A 15,848-nucleotide genomic window follows, 5' to 3' on the forward strand; every position below is an offset into this window, starting at 1 on the left:
TAAAACGGCTCGATGACTTCCACCATGTTTTGCCATGGCAGAATCTGCTCCATGCGGGACAAGAAAATCTCTTTTCTGGTCTGACGGCGCTTACTGCTGAATTCACTGTCGGCGAAGGTAAGTTGATGACTCATGATGAACCCTGTTCCATGGCTCCAGATGACAAACATGATCTCATATCAGGGACTTGTTCGCACCTTCCCTAGCGCAGACGGTCAAACTCATGTTGCCGACATTCCGCACCTGATTTAGGAATAAATTTTCTGATAGCGCTCACCCAATACTTCCAGGTTGACCTGCTGCTCCACGGTTAGCTCCGTTATCTGGGGTGTGGCTTCTACCAGTCGATATTCATGGATGCCGCCAAAGCGCAGAAAAATCCCACGGGCGGTTGGCTGCTGGGTCAGCTTCTTTTTCATCCGTCATTCCGCACTTAATTTTTGTATTGTAAATGGTGATGCAGATCACACCGTTATGATCTAGTTGTGAAAGTCCATGATTTTACCCATGTAATCGTGTCCTAATACTCAGTTCGATAACAATTCACTTCATCTCACAGGAGGCGGCAAACATGAATCTGAGTTTTTTAGCTATTTTTACCCCCCTTCTGCAAGCCCCTCATAGTCGCCATTTGCTGTGAACGTGTACCCACCATCTTCGAAAAAAGCCAATCAGGTACGGAAAGTCAGCTCTACCTGTAAGAAGTAAATAGTTCAGAACCACCATGCTCTGCCAAGCAGAAAAGAAGTTGGTAATTAGATGCAGAAGAATGATTCTAAGGAAGGTGCGAATAAGTATCCTATGTGCCAAAACTAAAAAGTTTAGCCATTTAATATCAATAATTTAGAATGGTGTGTTTTTGTGCCAAGTGACTTGTTAGCACCTTCCTTAGGTTAGAGCCAAAGGGCAGTCATTTCAGGACACACCCGCGCAATTGGGCGGTGAGGACTTCCTGCGAGACCTCACCGAATTATGCTCAACCTGCTTTTGTGGATGGCAACCAGGTCAGTGCAGAGCCAGTTTTCGCTGCTGCATCAATATGCTCTGACCACCAGACCATCATTTCTCGGCGGCGTTCCAGATAATCCGTGCGATTGTATGCGCTACGAACTTCATCTTTGTCAGAGTGCGCCAAAGCGGCCTCAATGACGTCTCGATCAAATCCTCTCTCATTAAGGGTCGTGCTGCCCAAGGCTCGCAGGCCGTGAGCGACTAAGGTCCCTTCATATCCCATCCGTTTCAAAGCGGCATTGGCTGTCTGTTCGTTGGTATGCGTCTTGGGATTTCGTAGTCCTGGGAAGATAAATTCACGATGACCGCTGATTGGCCGCATGAGGTCTAGGTAGGCAAGTGTTTGTGGCGTCAAGGGCACGTCATGACCTCTGCGCTTCTTCATTCTCTCTGGTGGGATCCGCCAGAGTTTCTTTTCCATATCGATCTCTGCCCACCGGGCTCCGGCCGCCTCGCTGGGGCGAGCCAAGGTATGCAGGCTCCATTCGATAAGGCAGCGGGTCTGCAAATTGATGCTGGCCTTGGAAAGCCGGTGCATCAGTTCTGGCAACTGGTTGGGGTTGATGCTGGGCATGTGCTGTTTGGCTGGCCGCTGAAAGACCTTGCTTATCCCCGAGCAAGGGTTGGCATCGATCAGACCAGAGTTGACGGCGAAGGTCATGATCTCGTTCACCCGCTGGGTGAGACGACGCACGGTTTCGAGTTTACCAGCAGCGGCGATGGGCTCGATGATCTTGATGGCTCTCTGAGCCTTGATCTCCATAACAGGCACAGTGCCAATCTCGGGGAACAGATACATTTCGAGCGAACGCCAGAGATCCTCGGCATAGGCCGGGGTGACGGAAGGACGCTTAACATCAAACCAGCGCTTGGCGACGGCTTCAAAGGTGTGCTCGCTCTGTGATAATGCGGCGGATGCTTGCTCATCACGGTGATGCTGGGGATCAATGCTTTGCAGTAACAGAGATTTGGCTTCGGAGCGTTTCTCTCTCGCTTCAGCCAACGACATCTCCGGCCAGGAACCAAAGCTGATCATGTTTCTCTGTTTAGTTAGGGGGCGGTAGTAACGCAGGCGCCACAACTTGGAGCCATTAGGCTTGATGACGAGCTCCAGACCAGCCCCGTCGCAGAGGGTGTATTCCTTCTCTTTGGGCTTCGCTGCTTTGATCTCGGTTGGGGATAAGGGACGGGTGATACGAGGCATAGGCATACGCTCCGGAAGGCATACAAAACGATATGCCTAACGATATGCCTAAAAGGGCTGGATGGCAACACACCCCATTGGACAGCGTAAGACAACAAAAAACCCGCAAAGCCTTATGCTATGCGGGTTTCTTGGACTTCGTTGGTCACTGTTGGACCGGTATTTGGTGGAGCTGGGGGGATTTGAACCCCCGTCCAAAATTACTACATCCTCGGTACTACATGCTTAGTCACTCTTTACATTCGCCAACACGCTGCGGAGAGACACGCCACGCATTGACTAGCTCGATTGGTTTTAATGCTTCCGCCCCGAGCAGGACTTCCACACGATCCTGTGAAGGATGACCTTCCATTTCCCTAGGACACAGGCAAGCTAGGGGAGAAGGGCTCAGCGCAGGTTATTAAGCTGCGAGTGCGTAGTTTTCGTCGTTTGCGACTATTTTTTTGCGGTTTATTAACGAGGCCTACCGCACCTCGGCATGCACCTTGGGTTTCGTGAATCTTGTCGAATCCAGAATCAGCCCCAAGTTGTCAAAAGGGATTGTACGCAAAAATCCTGTCATGGCAAGGCGTTGATGGCAATCGACCGGCCTTGGCCGGTCGATTGCTGGTTTATTGGTCGCCGCATGGGGGCCGACGGCGCACAATCAACCGCGGTGCTTGTTCTTCATGATGCGGGCCTTCTCACGGTCCCATTCCCGGGCCTTGGTGTCTTCCCGCTTGTCGTGCTCTTTCTTGCCTTTCACCAGGCCGATCTCGACCTTGACCCAGCACGCTTTCCAGTAGAGGGCCAGCGGCACTATGGTGTAGCCCTGACGAGCGGTCAGGCTCTCGAGCTTGTCGAGTTCACGGCGACTGAGCAGCAATTTGCGGGTGCGGGTCGGATCGCATACCACGTGGCTGGAGGCGGCGTTCAGCGGCAGGAAGCTGGAACCGAACAGGAAGGCTTCCCCCTGCATGAAGATGACATAGGCTTCGCTGATGTTGGCCTTGCCCGCCCGCAGGGACTTCACTTCCCACCCTTGCAGGGACAGACCGGCTTCCACGCGCTCTTCGATGAAGTACTCGTGACGGGCGGTTCTGTTGAGTGCAATGGTGCTGGACCCGGCTTTGTTTTTACTGTTCTTTTTGCTCATGACGGGGGCCTTAGGCAATGTTTAGGAAGGCGCATTATACGTGGGTGGCGGCGGCTGTAAAACGCACAGCGCTCCGAGTGGCGGCTTTGTGAGCAGTTCGATGACGATTTTGAGGGAAGGGCGGGGCGAGAGCGGACCACACTGGCCGGAAAGTGTGCGATTGCCCTGCTTGGTGACCCGCGAACAGTTTCGGCGGTGATTTTGGCTGACAAGGTGATAAAATCGGGCCGATTGGATGAGGAAAACCCATGCCCCGTATTACTCGCAGTGCCCTGGTGATGTTCAGCGCGGAACAGATGTTCCGGCTGGTCAATGATGTTGATGCCTATCCTGAGTTCCTGCCCGGCTGTGTCGGCAGCCGTGTTCACGAGTCAGGTGAAGACTACATGATGGCCTCGGTCGATGTGGCCAAGGCAGGTATCGCCAAGACCTTTACCACGCGCAACCAGCTTGATGCCAATCGCACCATCAAGATGGAGCTGGTGGAGGGGCCTTTCAGCAAGCTGGCGGGTTGGTGGACCTTCACACCCCTGGACGTGGATGCTTGCAAGGTGGAGTTCGATCTCGACTTCGAGTTCACCTCCAAGCTCATTGAGCTGGCATTTGGCCAGATCTTCCGCGAGCTGGTGAGCTCCATGGTGCTCGCCTTCTCCAATCGTGCCAAGGTGGTTTACGGTGTCTGAGCTCCTCAATATCGAAGTGGCCTATGCCCTGCCCGAGCGGCAGACGGTGCTGTGCATCCGGGTCGCGCCCGAGACCAGCGTGTTGGCGGCCATCGAACAATCCGGCATCCTGCAAAAGCACCCGGAGATAGACCTGTCGGTCAACAAGTTCGGTATCTACAGCCGTCCGGTCAAGGGCGCAGAGCCGGTGCAGGAGGGGGATCGCATCGAGATCTACCGCCCTCTCATCGCCGACCCCAAGGAGATGCGCAAGAAGCGGGCGGAGAAAGCCAAGGAAGAGGGGCGCGCCGATGTGGTCACCGGCGGGCGACCCGATGTGCACCGCAAGCGAGACGATGCCGGCACCTGACGGGTGATGGGCTGTGACAAGGGGCGCCCTGGCGCCCCTTTGTGATCGTCTCGCCCGGCACGGGGCATCACAGGGTGAGCAGGCGCTCGTTTTCCACCGTCTCTATCCCGCTCTCCTGGATAGCAAGGCGCGCCATGGCGTGCGCCACCTGACTGGCCTCGATGGCACGCCAGCGGCGCAGCGACCCGCGCAGCAGGGGCTTTACCAGCGGATAGATGGCCTGGATGATCTGCTCCGAACGGCGCGCAGGTTCGCGATGGCCGAGCAGCATGGCCGGGCGCAGGATGACGAGCCGCTGCCACTCCTGGGCCAGCAGGGCCTGCTCCATCTCGCCTTTGGTGCGGGGATAGAGGGCAGGGGAACCCGGGTTGGCGCCCAGACTGGAGACCACCAGCAGGCGACGGCAGCCGTGGCGACGGGCGAGCGCGGCAAAGGCCAGCACATAGTCGAGATCGACCCGGCGAAAGGCCTCGGCCGAGCCGGCATCCTTGCGGGTGGTGCCAAGGCAGCAGAAGGCAATGTCCACAGGGGAGGGCAGCGTCAATCTGTCCAGCGCGTCGAACGAGGTGGGCAGCCAGGTGCGTCCCGGAGCGGGGTCGCCCGGTTTGCGGCAGAGCAGGAGGAGGTCGTGCTCCGTCCCCAGCTCGCGCAGCAAGGCTTTGCCAATCAGACCGGTGGCGCCGGCAATCAGGAATCGACTCATGATGATCTCCTCGGGGCAATGAGGCATCCAGAGTGTGGCCCGGCGACATCACCGGGGCCAGAGAGAACAAAACCGGCAGAAGCCGGTTTTGTGATGTCATCTAGAGCGGTGTGGTGAAGGCGGCAGGGAGAGGGAAATCACCGGTCACGGTGGCCAGTCTGTCACCCACGAAGTTGAGGGTCAGCTCCTTGCGCTCCTTGTCGCCCCGACCGGGCTGGAACTCATAGAGGTAGTACCAGGTGTTGGGGTCAAAGCTGTCGCGCAACATGGGAGAACCCAGCACGAACTCGACCTGTTCGCGGGTCATGCCCTGGCGCAGCTTGTCGACCTGCTTTTGTTCCACATAGTTGCCCTGGGGAATATCGATGCGATAGACCAGGCTGCAACCGGACAGGGTGAGGGCGGTCAGGGCCGCGGCAATCAGGTGTTTCATCCGCATATCGGGTTCAGATCATCCATACAGTCTTTTTAGCTCGGCAAATCATACCCACTCCCCGTGCGGAAGTAAAAAGCCATTGATCCATCAGCCAATAAAAAGGGCCGCGTGGCGGCCCTGGCAGATCTTGCCCCCTTACATGGCGGCGCGGAAGATGGCGACGATCTCCGCGTGAGTCGCCTGCCTGGGGTTGGTGAGACCACAGGCATCCTTGAGCGCATTGTTGGCCAGCACGTCGAGGTCGTCGGCCCTGACCCCGAGCTGCTCCAGACCGGCGGGGATCTTGACGTCGCGAGCCAGTTGCCGGATGGCGTCAATGGCTGCCGCCGCACCCTGCTCATCGCTCATGGCGCTCACATCCACCCCCATATGACGGGCCACATCCTTGAGCCGGCCGGCGCACACCCGGGCGTTGTAGGCCTGGACATGGGGCAGCAGCACCGCATTGCACACCCCGTGGGGCAGGTCGTAGAAGCCCCGAGCTGGTGAGCCATGGCGTGCACATAGCCCAGGCTTGCGTTGTTGAAGGCCATGCCGGCCAGGAACTGGGCATAGGCCATCTGCTCACGGGCATGGAGATCCTCCCCCTGATGCACGGCGGTGCGAAGGTGTTCGGCAATCAGTGCGATGGCCATCACGGCGCTGGCATCGGTGACCGGGGTGGCGGCGGTGGAGACATAGGCCTCGATGGCGTGGGTCAGGGCATCCATGCCGGTGGCGGCGGTGAGGCCGGCGGGCTTGGCCAGCATCAGTTCCGGGTCGTTGACCGACATCAGCGGCGTGACGTGCTTGTCGATGATGGCCATTTTCACCTGACGGGATTCGTCGGTAATGATGCAAAAACGGGTCATCTCGGAGGCGGTGCCGGCGGTGGTATTGATGGCGATGAGCGGCAACTGCGGCTTGGCGGAGCGATCCACCCCCTCGTAATCCTTGATGTTGCCCCCATTGGCGGCCACCAGGGCGATGCCCTTGGCGCAGTCGTGGGGTGAGCCGCCGCCGAGCGAAATGACGCAGTCGCAGCCGTGGGCCCGGATCATCGCAAGACCCGCCTCGACGTTGGTCACGGTGGGATTGGGTCTGGTCTCGTCGAACACCACGGCACCGATGCCGTGCTGTAACCAGTCACCAAGAGTGAGAAAACCGGGAGCAGCCGAAAACAAGTGGGATCTCGTGGGACAAACTCAAGGCTGATAAGGCTTAGAGGGGGAGCGGGAGGTTCTAGTCGCGGGCGCCGCCAAAATGAAAGACGGCGCACGACACTTGGGGTGAATGCGGCAAAAATGAAAACCTCGATGAGGGCCGATTAAGATAGTGTTCCAAGTTTAAATTGCTATTTAAGTCCGATTTTCGGACTCACGAAACTAAAAAAAGTCGTGCCCGGCCCAGACTACCTTGCCGATCACGGCCAAGCTCTCCAACTGGTTGGCTGGAACGACCTGCAGGGGGTAATCAACACGGTTATCGCTGATGATGGTGATCCCGCCATCGAAGTTCTTCTGCAAGCGCTTGGCATAGAGTTCCTCTCCAAGCCGCAACACGAAGATGGATCCGTCTTCGATCTGATTCTTGCTGATATCGACCAGGATGGAGTCGCCAGAGTGAATGGTGGGTTCCATGCTGTCGCCTTTGGCGAAGACCACCACCAGGTTATCCGGGCTCAACTTGCGAAACGTAAGCCACTTGCGGCGAAATGCCAGCTTGCGTTTAACCTCATGATCATCATTAAACGCGCCATGGCCGGTACTGACGGTGACATGGTAGCCATCGATCAGCGCGTACTCCTCATCAAACTCATCACGACGCACCGCTTGCTCGGCAACTCCATCGGGATGTTTCGGGCCCTGACCCGTGGCCAGCCACTCCAGATTCACATTGCACGTTCGCGCAATGCGCAGCGCCTTGTCGATGGTGGGCAGCGAATTGAACGGGGGGAAGTATTTGCGCATCCCCGACTCACTCATCCCCACCAATTCGGCAAATGCCTTGTAGCTCAGCCCCCCACGTAGCTCGTCCAGGCGGTCACTCAGAGTATCCATTCCAACCGTCAGAAAAGATACCTCACCGTCTTTTTGTGCTGATTGTGGTTTTTCTTCATAACGCTCTGACATACAAGGAATTCTCGGCTAGTGGCTATTGCTGGTGAGTCGATAGACAAAAAATTCCGCACAAAAAGACTTGTCAATCTTTTTGGGGTGATCAATCATTCATATGTGACGCATTGCGACATAAAATCATTCTTTTATGAATGATAAAGATACGCATCGCGACACTTGATGATACCGAAACGGGGTGAGTATGTCAGGGAAAACACCAGAGTGGATCAGGGCTGAGCTCATAAAACGCGGATATTCCCAGGCTGCTTGGGCCCGCGCCAAAGGGTTGCATCCCAGAGCAGTGCAGCGCTGCATCAAACAATATGCCCCCTCCATGGGCGTCAGCCCCAAGCGCAGGGAAAGTCGTTCCATCATGGCGCAGCTTTCCGACTCGCTGGGCATCGACTTGCTGGGAGGTGGCCAATGAGTACCTGGTTAACCGCCCAAGGGTTGGCCGGATTGATTGGCATGCCAGCCTATCCCGATGGTGTGCGCAAAAAGGCGGAGCGTGAAGAGTGGCAAAGTCGCAAGCGCGAGAAAGGCAAGGGCGTTGAATACCACATCAGCTCGCTGCCCGCAGAAACCCGTCGTTATCTGGCGGAGCAGGCTGTCGCCCAGCAGGGGCAAGCGGTGACCGATCATGCGGCCGGCGGCAAGGCGATGGCCAAGCTGCTTGCCCGCGAGGTGGCAGTGAAGCCGGATGCGGGGCGCAAATTGCTGACCCTGGGCGCTGCCGCCCGCAAGAAGGTAGATGCCCGGTTGTTGATCCTGCAGGCCGCCGATCTCTTCCTGGCACCTTATCAAGCCTGCCAGCAAGGGGAGGTGGGGCGCCGCGCTTTTATCGAGGCATACCGCACCCGCAGCCTGTCACTCCCTGCGAGCGTCTATGAGCAACAAAAGCCGTTCAGCCTGATCACCTTGCGGCGCTGGCAAGGCACCCTGGCGGATGCCGGTCCGGCTGCGCTGGCGGGCAATTACCAGCGGGAGCGGTCATCCAGCGTCGAGCAAAGCCCGGATCTGGCCCGATTCCTCACGGCATTGATCACCGCCAAACCGCACTTGGCGAACAAGTGGGGTGCGCTGCATGAGCTGGCGACCCAGTACAACGAGATGAACCAGCTTAGCTGGCAGATCCCGAGTCAGTCCTCCTTGCGCCGCTGGCTGGTCAAGTGGCTGAGCGACAACAAGGTGGCCTTTACCTATGCCACCAACCCCGACGCCTACAACAACAAGTATCGCACCGCCATCGAGGAAATGTACCCCTGGATGGGTCAGCCCAACGACGTGTGGGAGTTCGACAGCACTCCCGTCGATGCCATGTTGGTGGATGGCCGCCACAGCATCATCGCGGTGATCGATGTGTTCACCCGTCGGGTGCGGCTGTTGGTGGCCAAAACCTCGTCGAGCGAGGGGATCTGCCTGCTGCTGCGCAAGACCCTGCTGGCCTGGGGCACCCTCAACGACAACGGGGTGATGCGCACCGACAACGGATCCGATTACGTGAGCCAGCGGGTTATGTCCATCTGCACCTTGCTCGGTATGAACGTCAGCCGATCCAACGCCTATTCAGGATGGGAGAAGCCGCATATCGAACGCTTCTTCCGCACTCTCTCTCACGGCCTGATCGAGTTGCTGCCTGCCTTTGTCGGGCACTGCGTGGCCGACCGTCAGGTGATCGAAGCTCGCAAGAGCTTTGCCGAACGGCTGGAGGAGAAGCGCAAGCCCAATGCAGAGAAGGAGATCTACGAGCTGGCCATGACGGCGGCCGAGCTACAGATCTTGCTCGATGACTGGCTCGATGCCCGTTACCACAACCGCAAACACAGCTCACTCGGGATGACTCCCAACGAGAAGTATCAAAGCGCCCGCTACCAACGCCGCGCCATTGTCGATGAGTCGGCGCTGGATCTGCTGCTCAACCATATCGGTGAGGCCACCGTTTCCAAGGGCTTTATCAAGGCCGGTGGCCTCAAGTACAGCGCCCCGGAGCTGCTGGAGAACAGTTGGAAGAGCCAGCGGGTCAGCGTGTTCCTCGACCCGAGCGACGTGGGCCGGGCCATTTTGTACCGCACCGGCGACTGGAACGAGCGGATCGAGGCCGTGAACCTCGATTTGTTGGGGAACGGGGTGAGCCCGGATGCCTTCCGCGCCGCCAAGCGTGCCGATGCCAAGGCTCTGGCGAGTTTCCGCCGTGAGATGCGCAGCCTCGCCAAGACCTTCGGCATCAACGAACTGCATCAGAATGTGGTGCGCCACTTCGTCGACCAAGCGCGTGATGTTGCCCAGTTCCAGCGCGGTGATCTCGGGCTCGATAACCCGGCATTGGCGGCGCTCTCAGGCATTGCCTCACCCAGTGAACCGGCCCAATTCAGCGCGGCAGAGCTGGCTGCGATAGAAGCCCGCCGCGAAGAAAAAGTGGCCCGTGCCCAGGCGACGGCCGGGCAGGAATCCAGGGCGCTCAAGACCGAGTACGAACAGGCCATGTATCTGGCCGAGAAGGAGTTGGATACCCCGCTCGGCGAGCGGGAGAAGGAGTGGCTGACCAAGTACCTCTACAGCCACAAGCTGATGGCGAAACGGATTGTCCGCCATCTGGAAAGTATCAGGGCCACTCGCAACGCCCATGCAAAAGGTTAGCAAGCGGCCCTGTAAAACGACCTCATAAGGACAAAAAGACTATGAAACACAAGATCGTCGAAGTCAAAAACATGATCAAGACCGAGCAACTGCTCGACAACCTGCTCAACCGCTCCAGCATCGTGCCGGGCATTGGCCTTATCCACGGGCCATCCGGCTTCGGCAAGACCACGGCCGTGGAGTGGCTGTTCAACCAGGACGAAGTGAACGGCATCTACGTGCGCTGCTACAAGGCCGACACCGTGACCAGCCTGCTGGAGCAGATCGCCAAGGAGATCGGCATTCCCCAGCGCCACAACCTGCGGGGGCAGGTGGACAGCATCGTCGAAGCGGTGCGAGCCGAGGAGCTGGCCATCTTCGTGGACGAGGCGGACTACGTGGTCGGCAATGCCCGCATCATGGAGACCCTGCGCGATATCTACGACGCCACCGAACAGCCGCTGATCCTGGTGGGGATGGAGGAGATTGCCCGCCGCATCAGCCAGCGCAAGCAACTGTTCAACCGTATTTCCCAGTGGATTGAGTTCAAGCCGGCCGACCTGGAAGACGTCTCCCTGATTGCCAGCGAAATGCTGGAGGTGGACGTGGAGATCGACGACGCCCTGCTGGACCTTATCCGCAAGCGCTCCAACGGGGTGGTGCGCACCATCGTCTCGGCCCTGGACAAGATCGAGAAGATGGCCATGGCCTCTGATGCCCGGATTATCCGGCTGGAGGACGTGGACGCCAGCGAACTGCTGCATGACGTGCGCCGCAGCCGGTAGCCCAGCAAATAACAACAAAGCACGGGAGGGATACCAGTGGTTGATATCAACGATAAGTCCAAGACGGAAGAGGCTTGGCTGTGGATGTGCAAACAGGACTCGTTCGATATGAGTGAGTTACTCGCAGCGACAGACGTTAAGCAAGCAAATTTATATGCGCTGATGCGTCGTTGGTTAGCGAGCGGCCACCTCAGTTGTGTTGTTGAAGGGGCATTGCGTCAGAGAGAGGTGTTCGGCTGCAACCGGTATCAAGTTTCGAATGTGAATGAACCACCCAAATTTGGCACCAATCAAGGAAATTGCATCTCTCGGAAAAAGCGGAAAAGCAGGCGCAAGACCAGCCAACAAAAGATGTGGAACACCATGAAAATCAGTCGGGTGTTCACGTTGACGGAATTGGCGATGACCTCGAATTCAACCAGTAACCATGCCGGCGTTTATGCAAAGGCGTTGGCCAAGGCTGGTTACGTAAAAGTTCAGGCCAAAGCCATGCCACATCGTGGAGAGGTCGCCAAGTACCAGTTGCTGAGAGATACAGGTCGCTTTGCCCCCATTGTTCGCAAAAACGGCTGTTGGGATCAAAACCAACAGCGGCTCTATCCGTTCCTGGTTGAGGAGGAGAAACATGGACACGTGGCTTGAGGTTCTGCAAGCCGAAGTCGGGGCCAGTTCGTTGTCCGTGGTGGCTGAAAAACTGGGTCTGTCCCGCACTACGATCAGCCAGGTCTGCAACGAGAAGTACCCAGGAGATCTGGCCCGGGTGCAGAAGCTGGTGGAGGGGAACCTGATGGGACACAAGGTGATCTGCCCCATTTTGGGGGAGATCCCGGTGCATCAATGCCTGGCCCATCAGCGGCGGCGGGCGGACGAGGTTGGGACCAGACCGATGGACATCAAGCTCTGGAAGGCCTGCCACAGTGGCTGCCCCCATAGCCAGCTCAGTGAAGATCAGCAACTGCGTCGGCCGATGCGTCTGGCCGTCGAACAGGTTGGCAGAGGCGTGGAGAAGGGTGCCCGCTATGACGCCGAGGTGACTATCTCCAGGTTACGCCGCCAAGCGAAAAGCGATGGCGAGAACGCCAGCAGCAGCTTGCGCATCTTGGCTGAGCTGTTGGCCGAGGAGCTCAAGATCCTGGGCATCAAATACAACCGGCTGCTCGACAAGGTTGAGAAGCACGGCCAGTAAACCAGCGGGCTCGGGGTGTGCAGTGGGCCCAGTGATTTACATCACAAGGAGAACGGGATGAACAGAAATCTGCAGAAGACCGCCGAGCAGTTGCGGATCTGGCTGACGGCGAAGGGGTGCAAAGTGAGTACCAGCCGGGTGTGCCACACCCCCTTGCTGGCGGTGACTGGCCCCTTGCCCGAAGCGATGACCAAGCGGGCAGTGTGGGGGCGGGAGTGCCTCGCGGGTGTGGTGCGGGATGTCGCCATCGTGCGTTTCGGTGGCTGCCTGCTGCACTGGCGTCAGTAAGCGACCACTGAACCACAATGGGATAAATCAAGGAGAGCCTTATGCAAGAAGCACAGACCAAAGACACGACCCCGATGCGGCAGAACGCCCAGGGTCACTGGGTACCGGAGAACCTGATCTCCCCTGCTGACAAGCTGCGCGATGAGGTGGTGATGGGCATCATCGCGGCTGCCAAGGAAGAGCGCTCACGCCTGGCTGCTTTCAAGATCGGCGCCATGCAGCAGATCACCGATTTTGTGGACCTCTCGGCCGAGCGATACGGGGTGGCCTGGGGCGGTACCAAGGGCAATGTGACCCTGCTCAGTTTCGACGGTCGTTACAAGCTGATCCGGGCGGTGGGGGAGCACCGCAAATTTGATGAACGGATCCAGGCGGCCAAGGTACTGATCGACCAGTGCATCGCCCGCTGGAGCGATGGTGCCAGCCCCGAGATCCGCGCCCTGGTGGACCACGCTTTTCGGGTTTCCAAGGCCGGTCATATCGACGTCAACCAGGTGCTCTCCCTGCGCCAGCTCAACATCGACGACGCCGACTGGGAGCAGGCCATGCAGGCGATCGCCGATGCCATCCAGGTGACCGGTACCAGCCAGTATCTGCGGCTCTACGAGCGGGACGGCCAGGGCCGTTACGTTCAGATGAGCCTAGATCTGGCGAAGTTGTAAGGGAGGAGTGCGCGATGGATATCAACGTAGAACAAGCCGAAGAGCAGCTGCAGCTCTGTGAACAGATCAGCGAGACCGAGGGCACCTGCTATCCCGACGACACCTATGAGGATGGTATCAAGGCCGCGTTGTTATGGGTGCTGGGGCTGGGCCCGGCTCCGCTGAGCGAAGAGGAGTACCAGGATCTGATGCCGCTGCAGTTCGAGCAGTAACGATGCGAAACAGGGCGACCGCACCGCCCTGTCTGCCCGGCGTGGTGGCCGGGCACTGATGAGCAGCCGGAGGACGGATGGATAACGTGAAAGCACTTCTGAACACCAGCGTGGCCGATGCGAAAAGCTCCCTGGAGTGCCTGCTGATGAGCAATCCGCAGCAGGCTCTGGACGATGCGCAACTGGCCGTTGATTTCATCAATCAGTACGGTCAGGCCATCAATCAGAAGTCCAGGATGGCCATGCTGGCCACCATTGTGAGCAAGGCACGAAAGCGCTTGGTCAAGTAAGCGAAACGGGGGGCTTTCCCCCGTCTGCCTGGCGTGGTGGCCAGGCACTGATGAGCAGCCGACCTGGGCCCAGGTCTTCACCGCCTCGAACAAGGAGCACGGCGATGACCAAAACAGAGATGGATATTCGGCTTACCAAGATATTCAGCGCGGCCGCCATTGCACTGGCGACCCCTGATAAACGGGCTGTGTGCAGACAGCTCAAGCAGTTTGATAGAGAGGCTCGTGCCCAAGGGCTGTTTGCCCTGGCAGGGGAGGCCAGCCAGATGCGCTGGCAACTCGTGGCAGAGCTGCAGCAAGCCAGAGCAGCAGAGGTCAGTCATGGCGGCGTCTAATTGGCAGGGTTTGCTGGCCTATGTGATGAAGTTCGGCCCATTGAGCCAGCAAGGGGCCGAGCAGTGGCTAGATCGTCATTGTCCGCAATGGCGTAGTGGGAGCGACGTGGTCGCCGGCCAGATCTGGGTGGCAAAAGTGGGGAGAAATCATGACAGCAAGCAATGAGCGTACTCGCTTGATCCGGTTGGTACAGGTGGGCCGCCGCTCCCTGGGGCTGGATGAAGAGACCTATCGAGAGCTACTGGCCCAGCAGAGTGGCAAGCGCTCGGCGGCAGAACTGACGCTCCAGGAGTTGGACAAAGTGCTGCTGGCCATGAAGGAGGTGGGGTTTAAACCGACCGTTAAACGTGCCGTAAACGAAGGCAAGCAGAAGCGTTTAAGCCCGACCAGCGGCACCCCAGTTCGGACTGCTGAGATAGGGGTGATTCGGGCCATCTGGATCACCATGGCCAAGCACGGCCTGCTGCGCGATGGCAGCGAAACGGCGCTCGATCACTATGTGGAACGCCAGACAGTACGGCTCAACAAGGGGGTCGGGGTGACCAGGGTGGCCTGGCTCGATGGTGTACTCGCTTACTCGGTGCTGGAGTCCCTCAAACGCTGGCACAAACGGGCGATGGTTGAGGCGTTGCAGTCCGCCAAGCGGCGTGTTCCTGTCGGCAGGGGCGGCGAGGTGGCGGGTTATTCGGTCGTGCTGGCGGCCTTCGAGCAGATGATCGATGAGGTGCAACATGGATAGCAGCCAAGAGAATCTGGACCTGTTCGCCGATGACCATGAATCCCTGGGGCAGTTGGTGGACCGACTGGATCAAATCCCGGCGGCCGAGCTGACCGCCAAGTGGCCCAAGGCACTGGCCGAGCTGGTCGATGTGCTCGCCTGTGAGCTGGGGCGCAGCGGAATGGCGGCGGATAAGGCCTTGGCTCAGGCCCGCAAGCTGGCATTGGTGCAGGCTCACTATATGGGTGGTCGCGCCTACTACATCCCCACCGGCGATCACCTCAAGGCGGCCCTGCGGGACCGAGCGATCTGGGATGAGTTCAACGGCCGCAACATCGACCAGCTTGCCCGCAAGCATGGTCTCTCGGTGCCCCAGACCTATGCGGTGGTGGCGGAGCAACGTGGGTTAATGAGGCGTCGAATTCAGAAAGATCTGTTTGATTAGTCACAAATCTATTTGACGTAACCGTTAGATAGGGGTTCTTTTTTGCATTGCAAATGCTACACTGGCCTTGTTACCAATGGGTAACATTGACTGGGCTCCCATTGTGTGGTAGCCCATTTTTATTACTTAATCGCATTCAAAGGAGGCCCCATGGAGATGAACAATGTTCGTGCTCTTCTCAACACGCATTGGGATCGCCGCCTGCCAGTAGATCCAATGAAATTGGCTCATGCATTGGGGATGCAGGTTAAACAGCTCAACGCATTTAACATGGCTGCCGAAGATCTTGGTATCAGTGGTTATGCAGCCATTGAAAATGGGCAGCGAGTCGTCGCTTATAACACCCATGAGCATCCTAATCGGCAGCGTTTTACTGTCGCCCACGAGATTGGTCATCATGTTCTTGGGCATGTGAATTCTGAAGCTGGTCGTCGCTTGCGTGACAACGCAAGTAACTACTCTGCTAGTATAAATAAGAGTATTGAACTAGAAGCTAACGAGTTTGCAGCACAGTTAATTATGCCTGAGGACGCAGTAAGAACGCTGATTGAGCGTAATGGCATAACATCAATTCGTGCTTTAGCTGATGCATTCAGTGTTTCCGAGGCCGCGATGTATTATCGCCTGAAAAATCTTGGCCTTACACGTTGATGTACATCTAGCGATTTAAAATCTACTTGAGTAGCATAAAGC

Annotated in this window: 19 protein-coding genes, 3 other RNA genes and 3 pseudogenes; 16 read left to right on the plus strand and 9 right to left on the minus strand. The window is 57.7% G+C overall.

All coding sequences use genetic code 11. The features are described 5' to 3' along the window. From AB5Y50_RS11185 to smpB, 5 genes and pseudogenes are all read right to left on the minus strand, one after another. Positions 1 to 134: pseudogene (locus AB5Y50_RS11185) on the minus strand (IS5/IS1182 family transposase); the annotation flags it as partial. Between the two features lie 114 nt (positions 135 to 248). After that, a pseudogene (locus tag AB5Y50_RS11190) lies at positions 249 to 419 on the minus strand (IS1634 family transposase); the annotation flags it as partial. A 557-nt stretch (positions 420 to 976) separates the two neighbouring features. Beyond that, positions 977 to 2,215: an integrase domain-containing protein gene (locus AB5Y50_RS11195; protein ID WP_161653437.1), complete on the minus strand. Its 1,239-nt coding sequence runs from the start codon at positions 2,213 to 2,215 to the stop codon at positions 977 to 979. Between the two features lie 164 nt (positions 2,216 to 2,379). Continuing rightward, positions 2,380 to 2,739: a transfer-messenger RNA gene (gene ssrA, locus AB5Y50_RS11200) on the minus strand. A 122-nt stretch (positions 2,740 to 2,861) separates the two neighbouring features. Beyond that, a complete protein-coding gene (gene smpB / locus AB5Y50_RS11205) occupies positions 2,862 to 3,350 on the minus strand; it encodes an SsrA-binding protein SmpB (protein ID WP_010673973.1) in 489 nt (162 codons plus the stop codon). A gap of 248 nt (positions 3,351 to 3,598) precedes the next feature. Between smpB and AB5Y50_RS11210 the strand changes: the two genes are divergently transcribed. Both AB5Y50_RS11210 and AB5Y50_RS11215 read left to right on the plus strand, forming a co-directional pair. Then, a complete protein-coding gene (locus AB5Y50_RS11210; RefSeq protein WP_010673974.1) occupies positions 3,599 to 4,033 on the plus strand; it encodes an SRPBCC family protein in 435 nt (144 codons plus the stop codon). Next, positions 4,026 to 4,382 (plus strand): RnfH family protein, encoded by a 357-nt coding sequence (locus AB5Y50_RS11215; protein ID WP_102948158.1) that lies wholly within the window; start codon positions 4,026 to 4,028, stop codon positions 4,380 to 4,382. The genes AB5Y50_RS11210 and AB5Y50_RS11215 overlap by 8 nt, the downstream gene beginning before the upstream one ends. Positions 4,383 to 4,449: 67 nt before the next feature. On the opposite strand, the gene AB5Y50_RS11220 is transcribed toward AB5Y50_RS11215, so the two are convergent. The 4 genes and pseudogenes from AB5Y50_RS11220 to AB5Y50_RS11235 form a co-directional block, all read right to left on the minus strand. Next, entirely contained in the window at positions 4,450 to 5,085 is a 636-nt protein-coding gene (locus tag AB5Y50_RS11220) for an NAD-dependent epimerase/dehydratase family protein (RefSeq protein ID WP_041212681.1), read from the minus strand. A gap of 100 nt (positions 5,086 to 5,185) precedes the next feature. Then, positions 5,186 to 5,524 carry an outer membrane protein assembly factor BamE gene (locus AB5Y50_RS11225; RefSeq protein ID WP_029314185.1) on the minus strand — a complete coding sequence of 113 codons (339 nt, stop codon included), beginning with the start codon at positions 5,522 to 5,524 and terminating at the stop codon, positions 5,186 to 5,188. A 132-nt stretch (positions 5,525 to 5,656) separates the two neighbouring features. Next, positions 5,657 to 6,621 (minus strand): annotated as a pseudogene (locus AB5Y50_RS11230) (iron-containing alcohol dehydrogenase). Positions 6,622 to 6,885: 264 nt separating this feature from the next. Continuing rightward, positions 6,886 to 7,632 carry a helix-turn-helix transcriptional regulator gene (locus AB5Y50_RS11235; protein ID WP_201922504.1) on the minus strand — a complete coding sequence of 249 codons (747 nt, stop codon included), beginning with the start codon at positions 7,630 to 7,632 and terminating at the stop codon, positions 6,886 to 6,888. 408 nt (positions 7,633 to 8,040) lie between these two features. Between AB5Y50_RS11235 and AB5Y50_RS11240 the strand changes: the two genes are divergently transcribed. The 14 genes from AB5Y50_RS11240 (at position 8,041) to AB5Y50_RS11305 (ending at position 15,806) form a co-directional block, all read left to right on the plus strand. Further along, positions 8,041 to 10,254 (plus strand): DNA-binding protein, encoded by a 2,214-nt coding sequence (locus AB5Y50_RS11240; protein ID WP_368162832.1) that lies wholly within the window; start codon positions 8,041 to 8,043, stop codon positions 10,252 to 10,254. 41 nt (positions 10,255 to 10,295) lie between these two features. Continuing rightward, positions 10,296 to 11,018, plus strand: a complete 723-nt coding sequence (locus tag AB5Y50_RS11245) for an AAA family ATPase (protein ID WP_042008341.1) — start codon at positions 10,296 to 10,298, stop codon at positions 11,016 to 11,018. A gap of 36 nt (positions 11,019 to 11,054) precedes the next feature. Then, the gene (locus AB5Y50_RS11250) at positions 11,055 to 11,660 is read left to right on the plus strand and encodes a hypothetical protein (RefSeq protein WP_182935434.1); all 606 of its coding nucleotides are present in this window, start codon (positions 11,055 to 11,057) and stop codon (positions 11,658 to 11,660) included. After that, complete coding sequence (locus AB5Y50_RS11255; RefSeq protein WP_368162835.1) at positions 11,644 to 12,204, plus strand: transcriptional regulator; 561 nt, start codon at positions 11,644 to 11,646, stop codon at positions 12,202 to 12,204. The genes AB5Y50_RS11250 and AB5Y50_RS11255 overlap by 17 nt, the downstream gene beginning before the upstream one ends. Before the next feature lie 57 nt (positions 12,205 to 12,261). Beyond that, on the plus strand, positions 12,262 to 12,492 hold the full coding sequence (locus AB5Y50_RS11260) for a hypothetical protein (protein ID WP_010673991.1): 231 nt from the start codon (positions 12,262 to 12,264) through the stop codon (positions 12,490 to 12,492). 41 nt (positions 12,493 to 12,533) lie between these two features. Beyond that, positions 12,534 to 13,154 carry a DUF3164 family protein gene (locus AB5Y50_RS11265; RefSeq protein WP_368162838.1) on the plus strand — a complete coding sequence of 207 codons (621 nt, stop codon included), beginning with the start codon at positions 12,534 to 12,536 and terminating at the stop codon, positions 13,152 to 13,154. A 14-nt stretch (positions 13,155 to 13,168) separates the two neighbouring features. After that, positions 13,169 to 13,366, plus strand: a complete 198-nt coding sequence (locus tag AB5Y50_RS11270) for a hypothetical protein (protein ID WP_042074589.1) — start codon at positions 13,169 to 13,171, stop codon at positions 13,364 to 13,366. A gap of 2 nt (positions 13,367 to 13,368) precedes the next feature. Then, positions 13,369 to 13,438: hammerhead ribozyme type II (locus tag AB5Y50_RS11275), an RNA gene on the plus strand. 5 nt (positions 13,439 to 13,443) lie between these two features. Beyond that, complete coding sequence (locus AB5Y50_RS11280; protein ID WP_104452622.1) at positions 13,444 to 13,656, plus strand: hypothetical protein; 213 nt, start codon at positions 13,444 to 13,446, stop codon at positions 13,654 to 13,656. Further along, positions 13,655 to 13,720: hammerhead ribozyme type II (locus AB5Y50_RS11285), an RNA gene on the plus strand. The genes AB5Y50_RS11280 and AB5Y50_RS11285 overlap by 2 nt, the downstream gene beginning before the upstream one ends. Before the next feature lie 40 nt (positions 13,721 to 13,760). Continuing rightward, positions 13,761 to 13,991, plus strand: a complete 231-nt coding sequence (locus AB5Y50_RS11290) for a hypothetical protein (RefSeq protein WP_201925086.1) — start codon at positions 13,761 to 13,763, stop codon at positions 13,989 to 13,991. 149 nt (positions 13,992 to 14,140) lie between these two features. Beyond that, positions 14,141 to 14,731 carry a gp16 family protein gene (locus tag AB5Y50_RS11295; RefSeq protein WP_368162843.1) on the plus strand — a complete coding sequence of 197 codons (591 nt, stop codon included), beginning with the start codon at positions 14,141 to 14,143 and terminating at the stop codon, positions 14,729 to 14,731. Next, positions 14,724 to 15,155 (plus strand): Mor transcription activator family protein, encoded by a 432-nt coding sequence (locus tag AB5Y50_RS11300; RefSeq protein ID WP_368162845.1) that lies wholly within the window; start codon positions 14,724 to 14,726, stop codon positions 15,153 to 15,155. Before AB5Y50_RS11295 ends, AB5Y50_RS11300 begins: the two co-directional genes overlap by 8 nt. A gap of 150 nt (positions 15,156 to 15,305) precedes the next feature. Then, positions 15,306 to 15,806: an ImmA/IrrE family metallo-endopeptidase gene (locus AB5Y50_RS11305; RefSeq protein ID WP_214004496.1), complete on the plus strand. Its 501-nt coding sequence runs from the start codon at positions 15,306 to 15,308 to the stop codon at positions 15,804 to 15,806. Positions 15,807 to 15,848 lie beyond the last annotated feature (42 nt).

Origin of the sequence: Aeromonas sp. s6 (assembly GCF_040907815.1) — a bacterium.
GTDB classification, from domain to species: domain Bacteria; phylum Pseudomonadota; class Gammaproteobacteria; order Enterobacterales; family Aeromonadaceae; genus Aeromonas; species Aeromonas caviae.

Bases quoted from the DNA above. Each gene is read 5' to 3' on its own strand.
- AB5Y50_RS11245 (WP_042008341.1), top strand. From the start codon at position 10,296: ATGAAACACAAGATCGTCGAAGTCAAAAACATGATCAAGACCGAGCAA.
- AB5Y50_RS11260 (WP_010673991.1), top strand. From the start codon at position 12,262: ATGAACAGAAATCTGCAGAAGACCGCCGAGCAGTTGCGGATCTGGCTG.
- AB5Y50_RS11225 (WP_029314185.1), bottom strand. From the start codon at position 5,524: ATGCGGATGAAACACCTGATTGCCGCGGCCCTGACCGCCCTCACCCTG.
- smpB (WP_010673973.1), bottom strand. From the start codon at position 3,350: ATGAGCAAAAAGAACAGTAAAAACAAAGCCGGGTCCAGCACCATTGCA.
- AB5Y50_RS11235 (WP_201922504.1), bottom strand. From the start codon at position 7,632: ATGTCAGAGCGTTATGAAGAAAAACCACAATCAGCACAAAAAGACGGT.
- AB5Y50_RS11290 (WP_201925086.1), top strand. From the start codon at position 13,761: ATGACCAAAACAGAGATGGATATTCGGCTTACCAAGATATTCAGCGCG.
- AB5Y50_RS11300 (WP_368162845.1), top strand. From the start codon at position 14,724: ATGGATAGCAGCCAAGAGAATCTGGACCTGTTCGCCGATGACCATGAA.
- AB5Y50_RS11305 (WP_214004496.1), top strand. From the start codon at position 15,306: ATGGAGATGAACAATGTTCGTGCTCTTCTCAACACGCATTGGGATCGC.
- AB5Y50_RS11265 (WP_368162838.1), top strand. From the start codon at position 12,534: ATGCAAGAAGCACAGACCAAAGACACGACCCCGATGCGGCAGAACGCC.
- AB5Y50_RS11255 (WP_368162835.1), top strand. From the start codon at position 11,644: ATGGACACGTGGCTTGAGGTTCTGCAAGCCGAAGTCGGGGCCAGTTCG.
- AB5Y50_RS11270 (WP_042074589.1), top strand. From the start codon at position 13,169: ATGGATATCAACGTAGAACAAGCCGAAGAGCAGCTGCAGCTCTGTGAA.
- AB5Y50_RS11210 (WP_010673974.1), top strand. From the start codon at position 3,599: ATGCCCCGTATTACTCGCAGTGCCCTGGTGATGTTCAGCGCGGAACAG.
- AB5Y50_RS11295 (WP_368162843.1), top strand. From the start codon at position 14,141: ATGACAGCAAGCAATGAGCGTACTCGCTTGATCCGGTTGGTACAGGTG.
- AB5Y50_RS11220 (WP_041212681.1), bottom strand. From the start codon at position 5,085: ATGAGTCGATTCCTGATTGCCGGCGCCACCGGTCTGATTGGCAAAGCC.
- AB5Y50_RS11280 (WP_104452622.1), top strand. From the start codon at position 13,444: ATGGATAACGTGAAAGCACTTCTGAACACCAGCGTGGCCGATGCGAAA.
- AB5Y50_RS11195 (WP_161653437.1), bottom strand. From the start codon at position 2,215: ATGCCTCGTATCACCCGTCCCTTATCCCCAACCGAGATCAAAGCAGCG.
- AB5Y50_RS11240 (WP_368162832.1), top strand. From the start codon at position 8,041: ATGAGTACCTGGTTAACCGCCCAAGGGTTGGCCGGATTGATTGGCATG.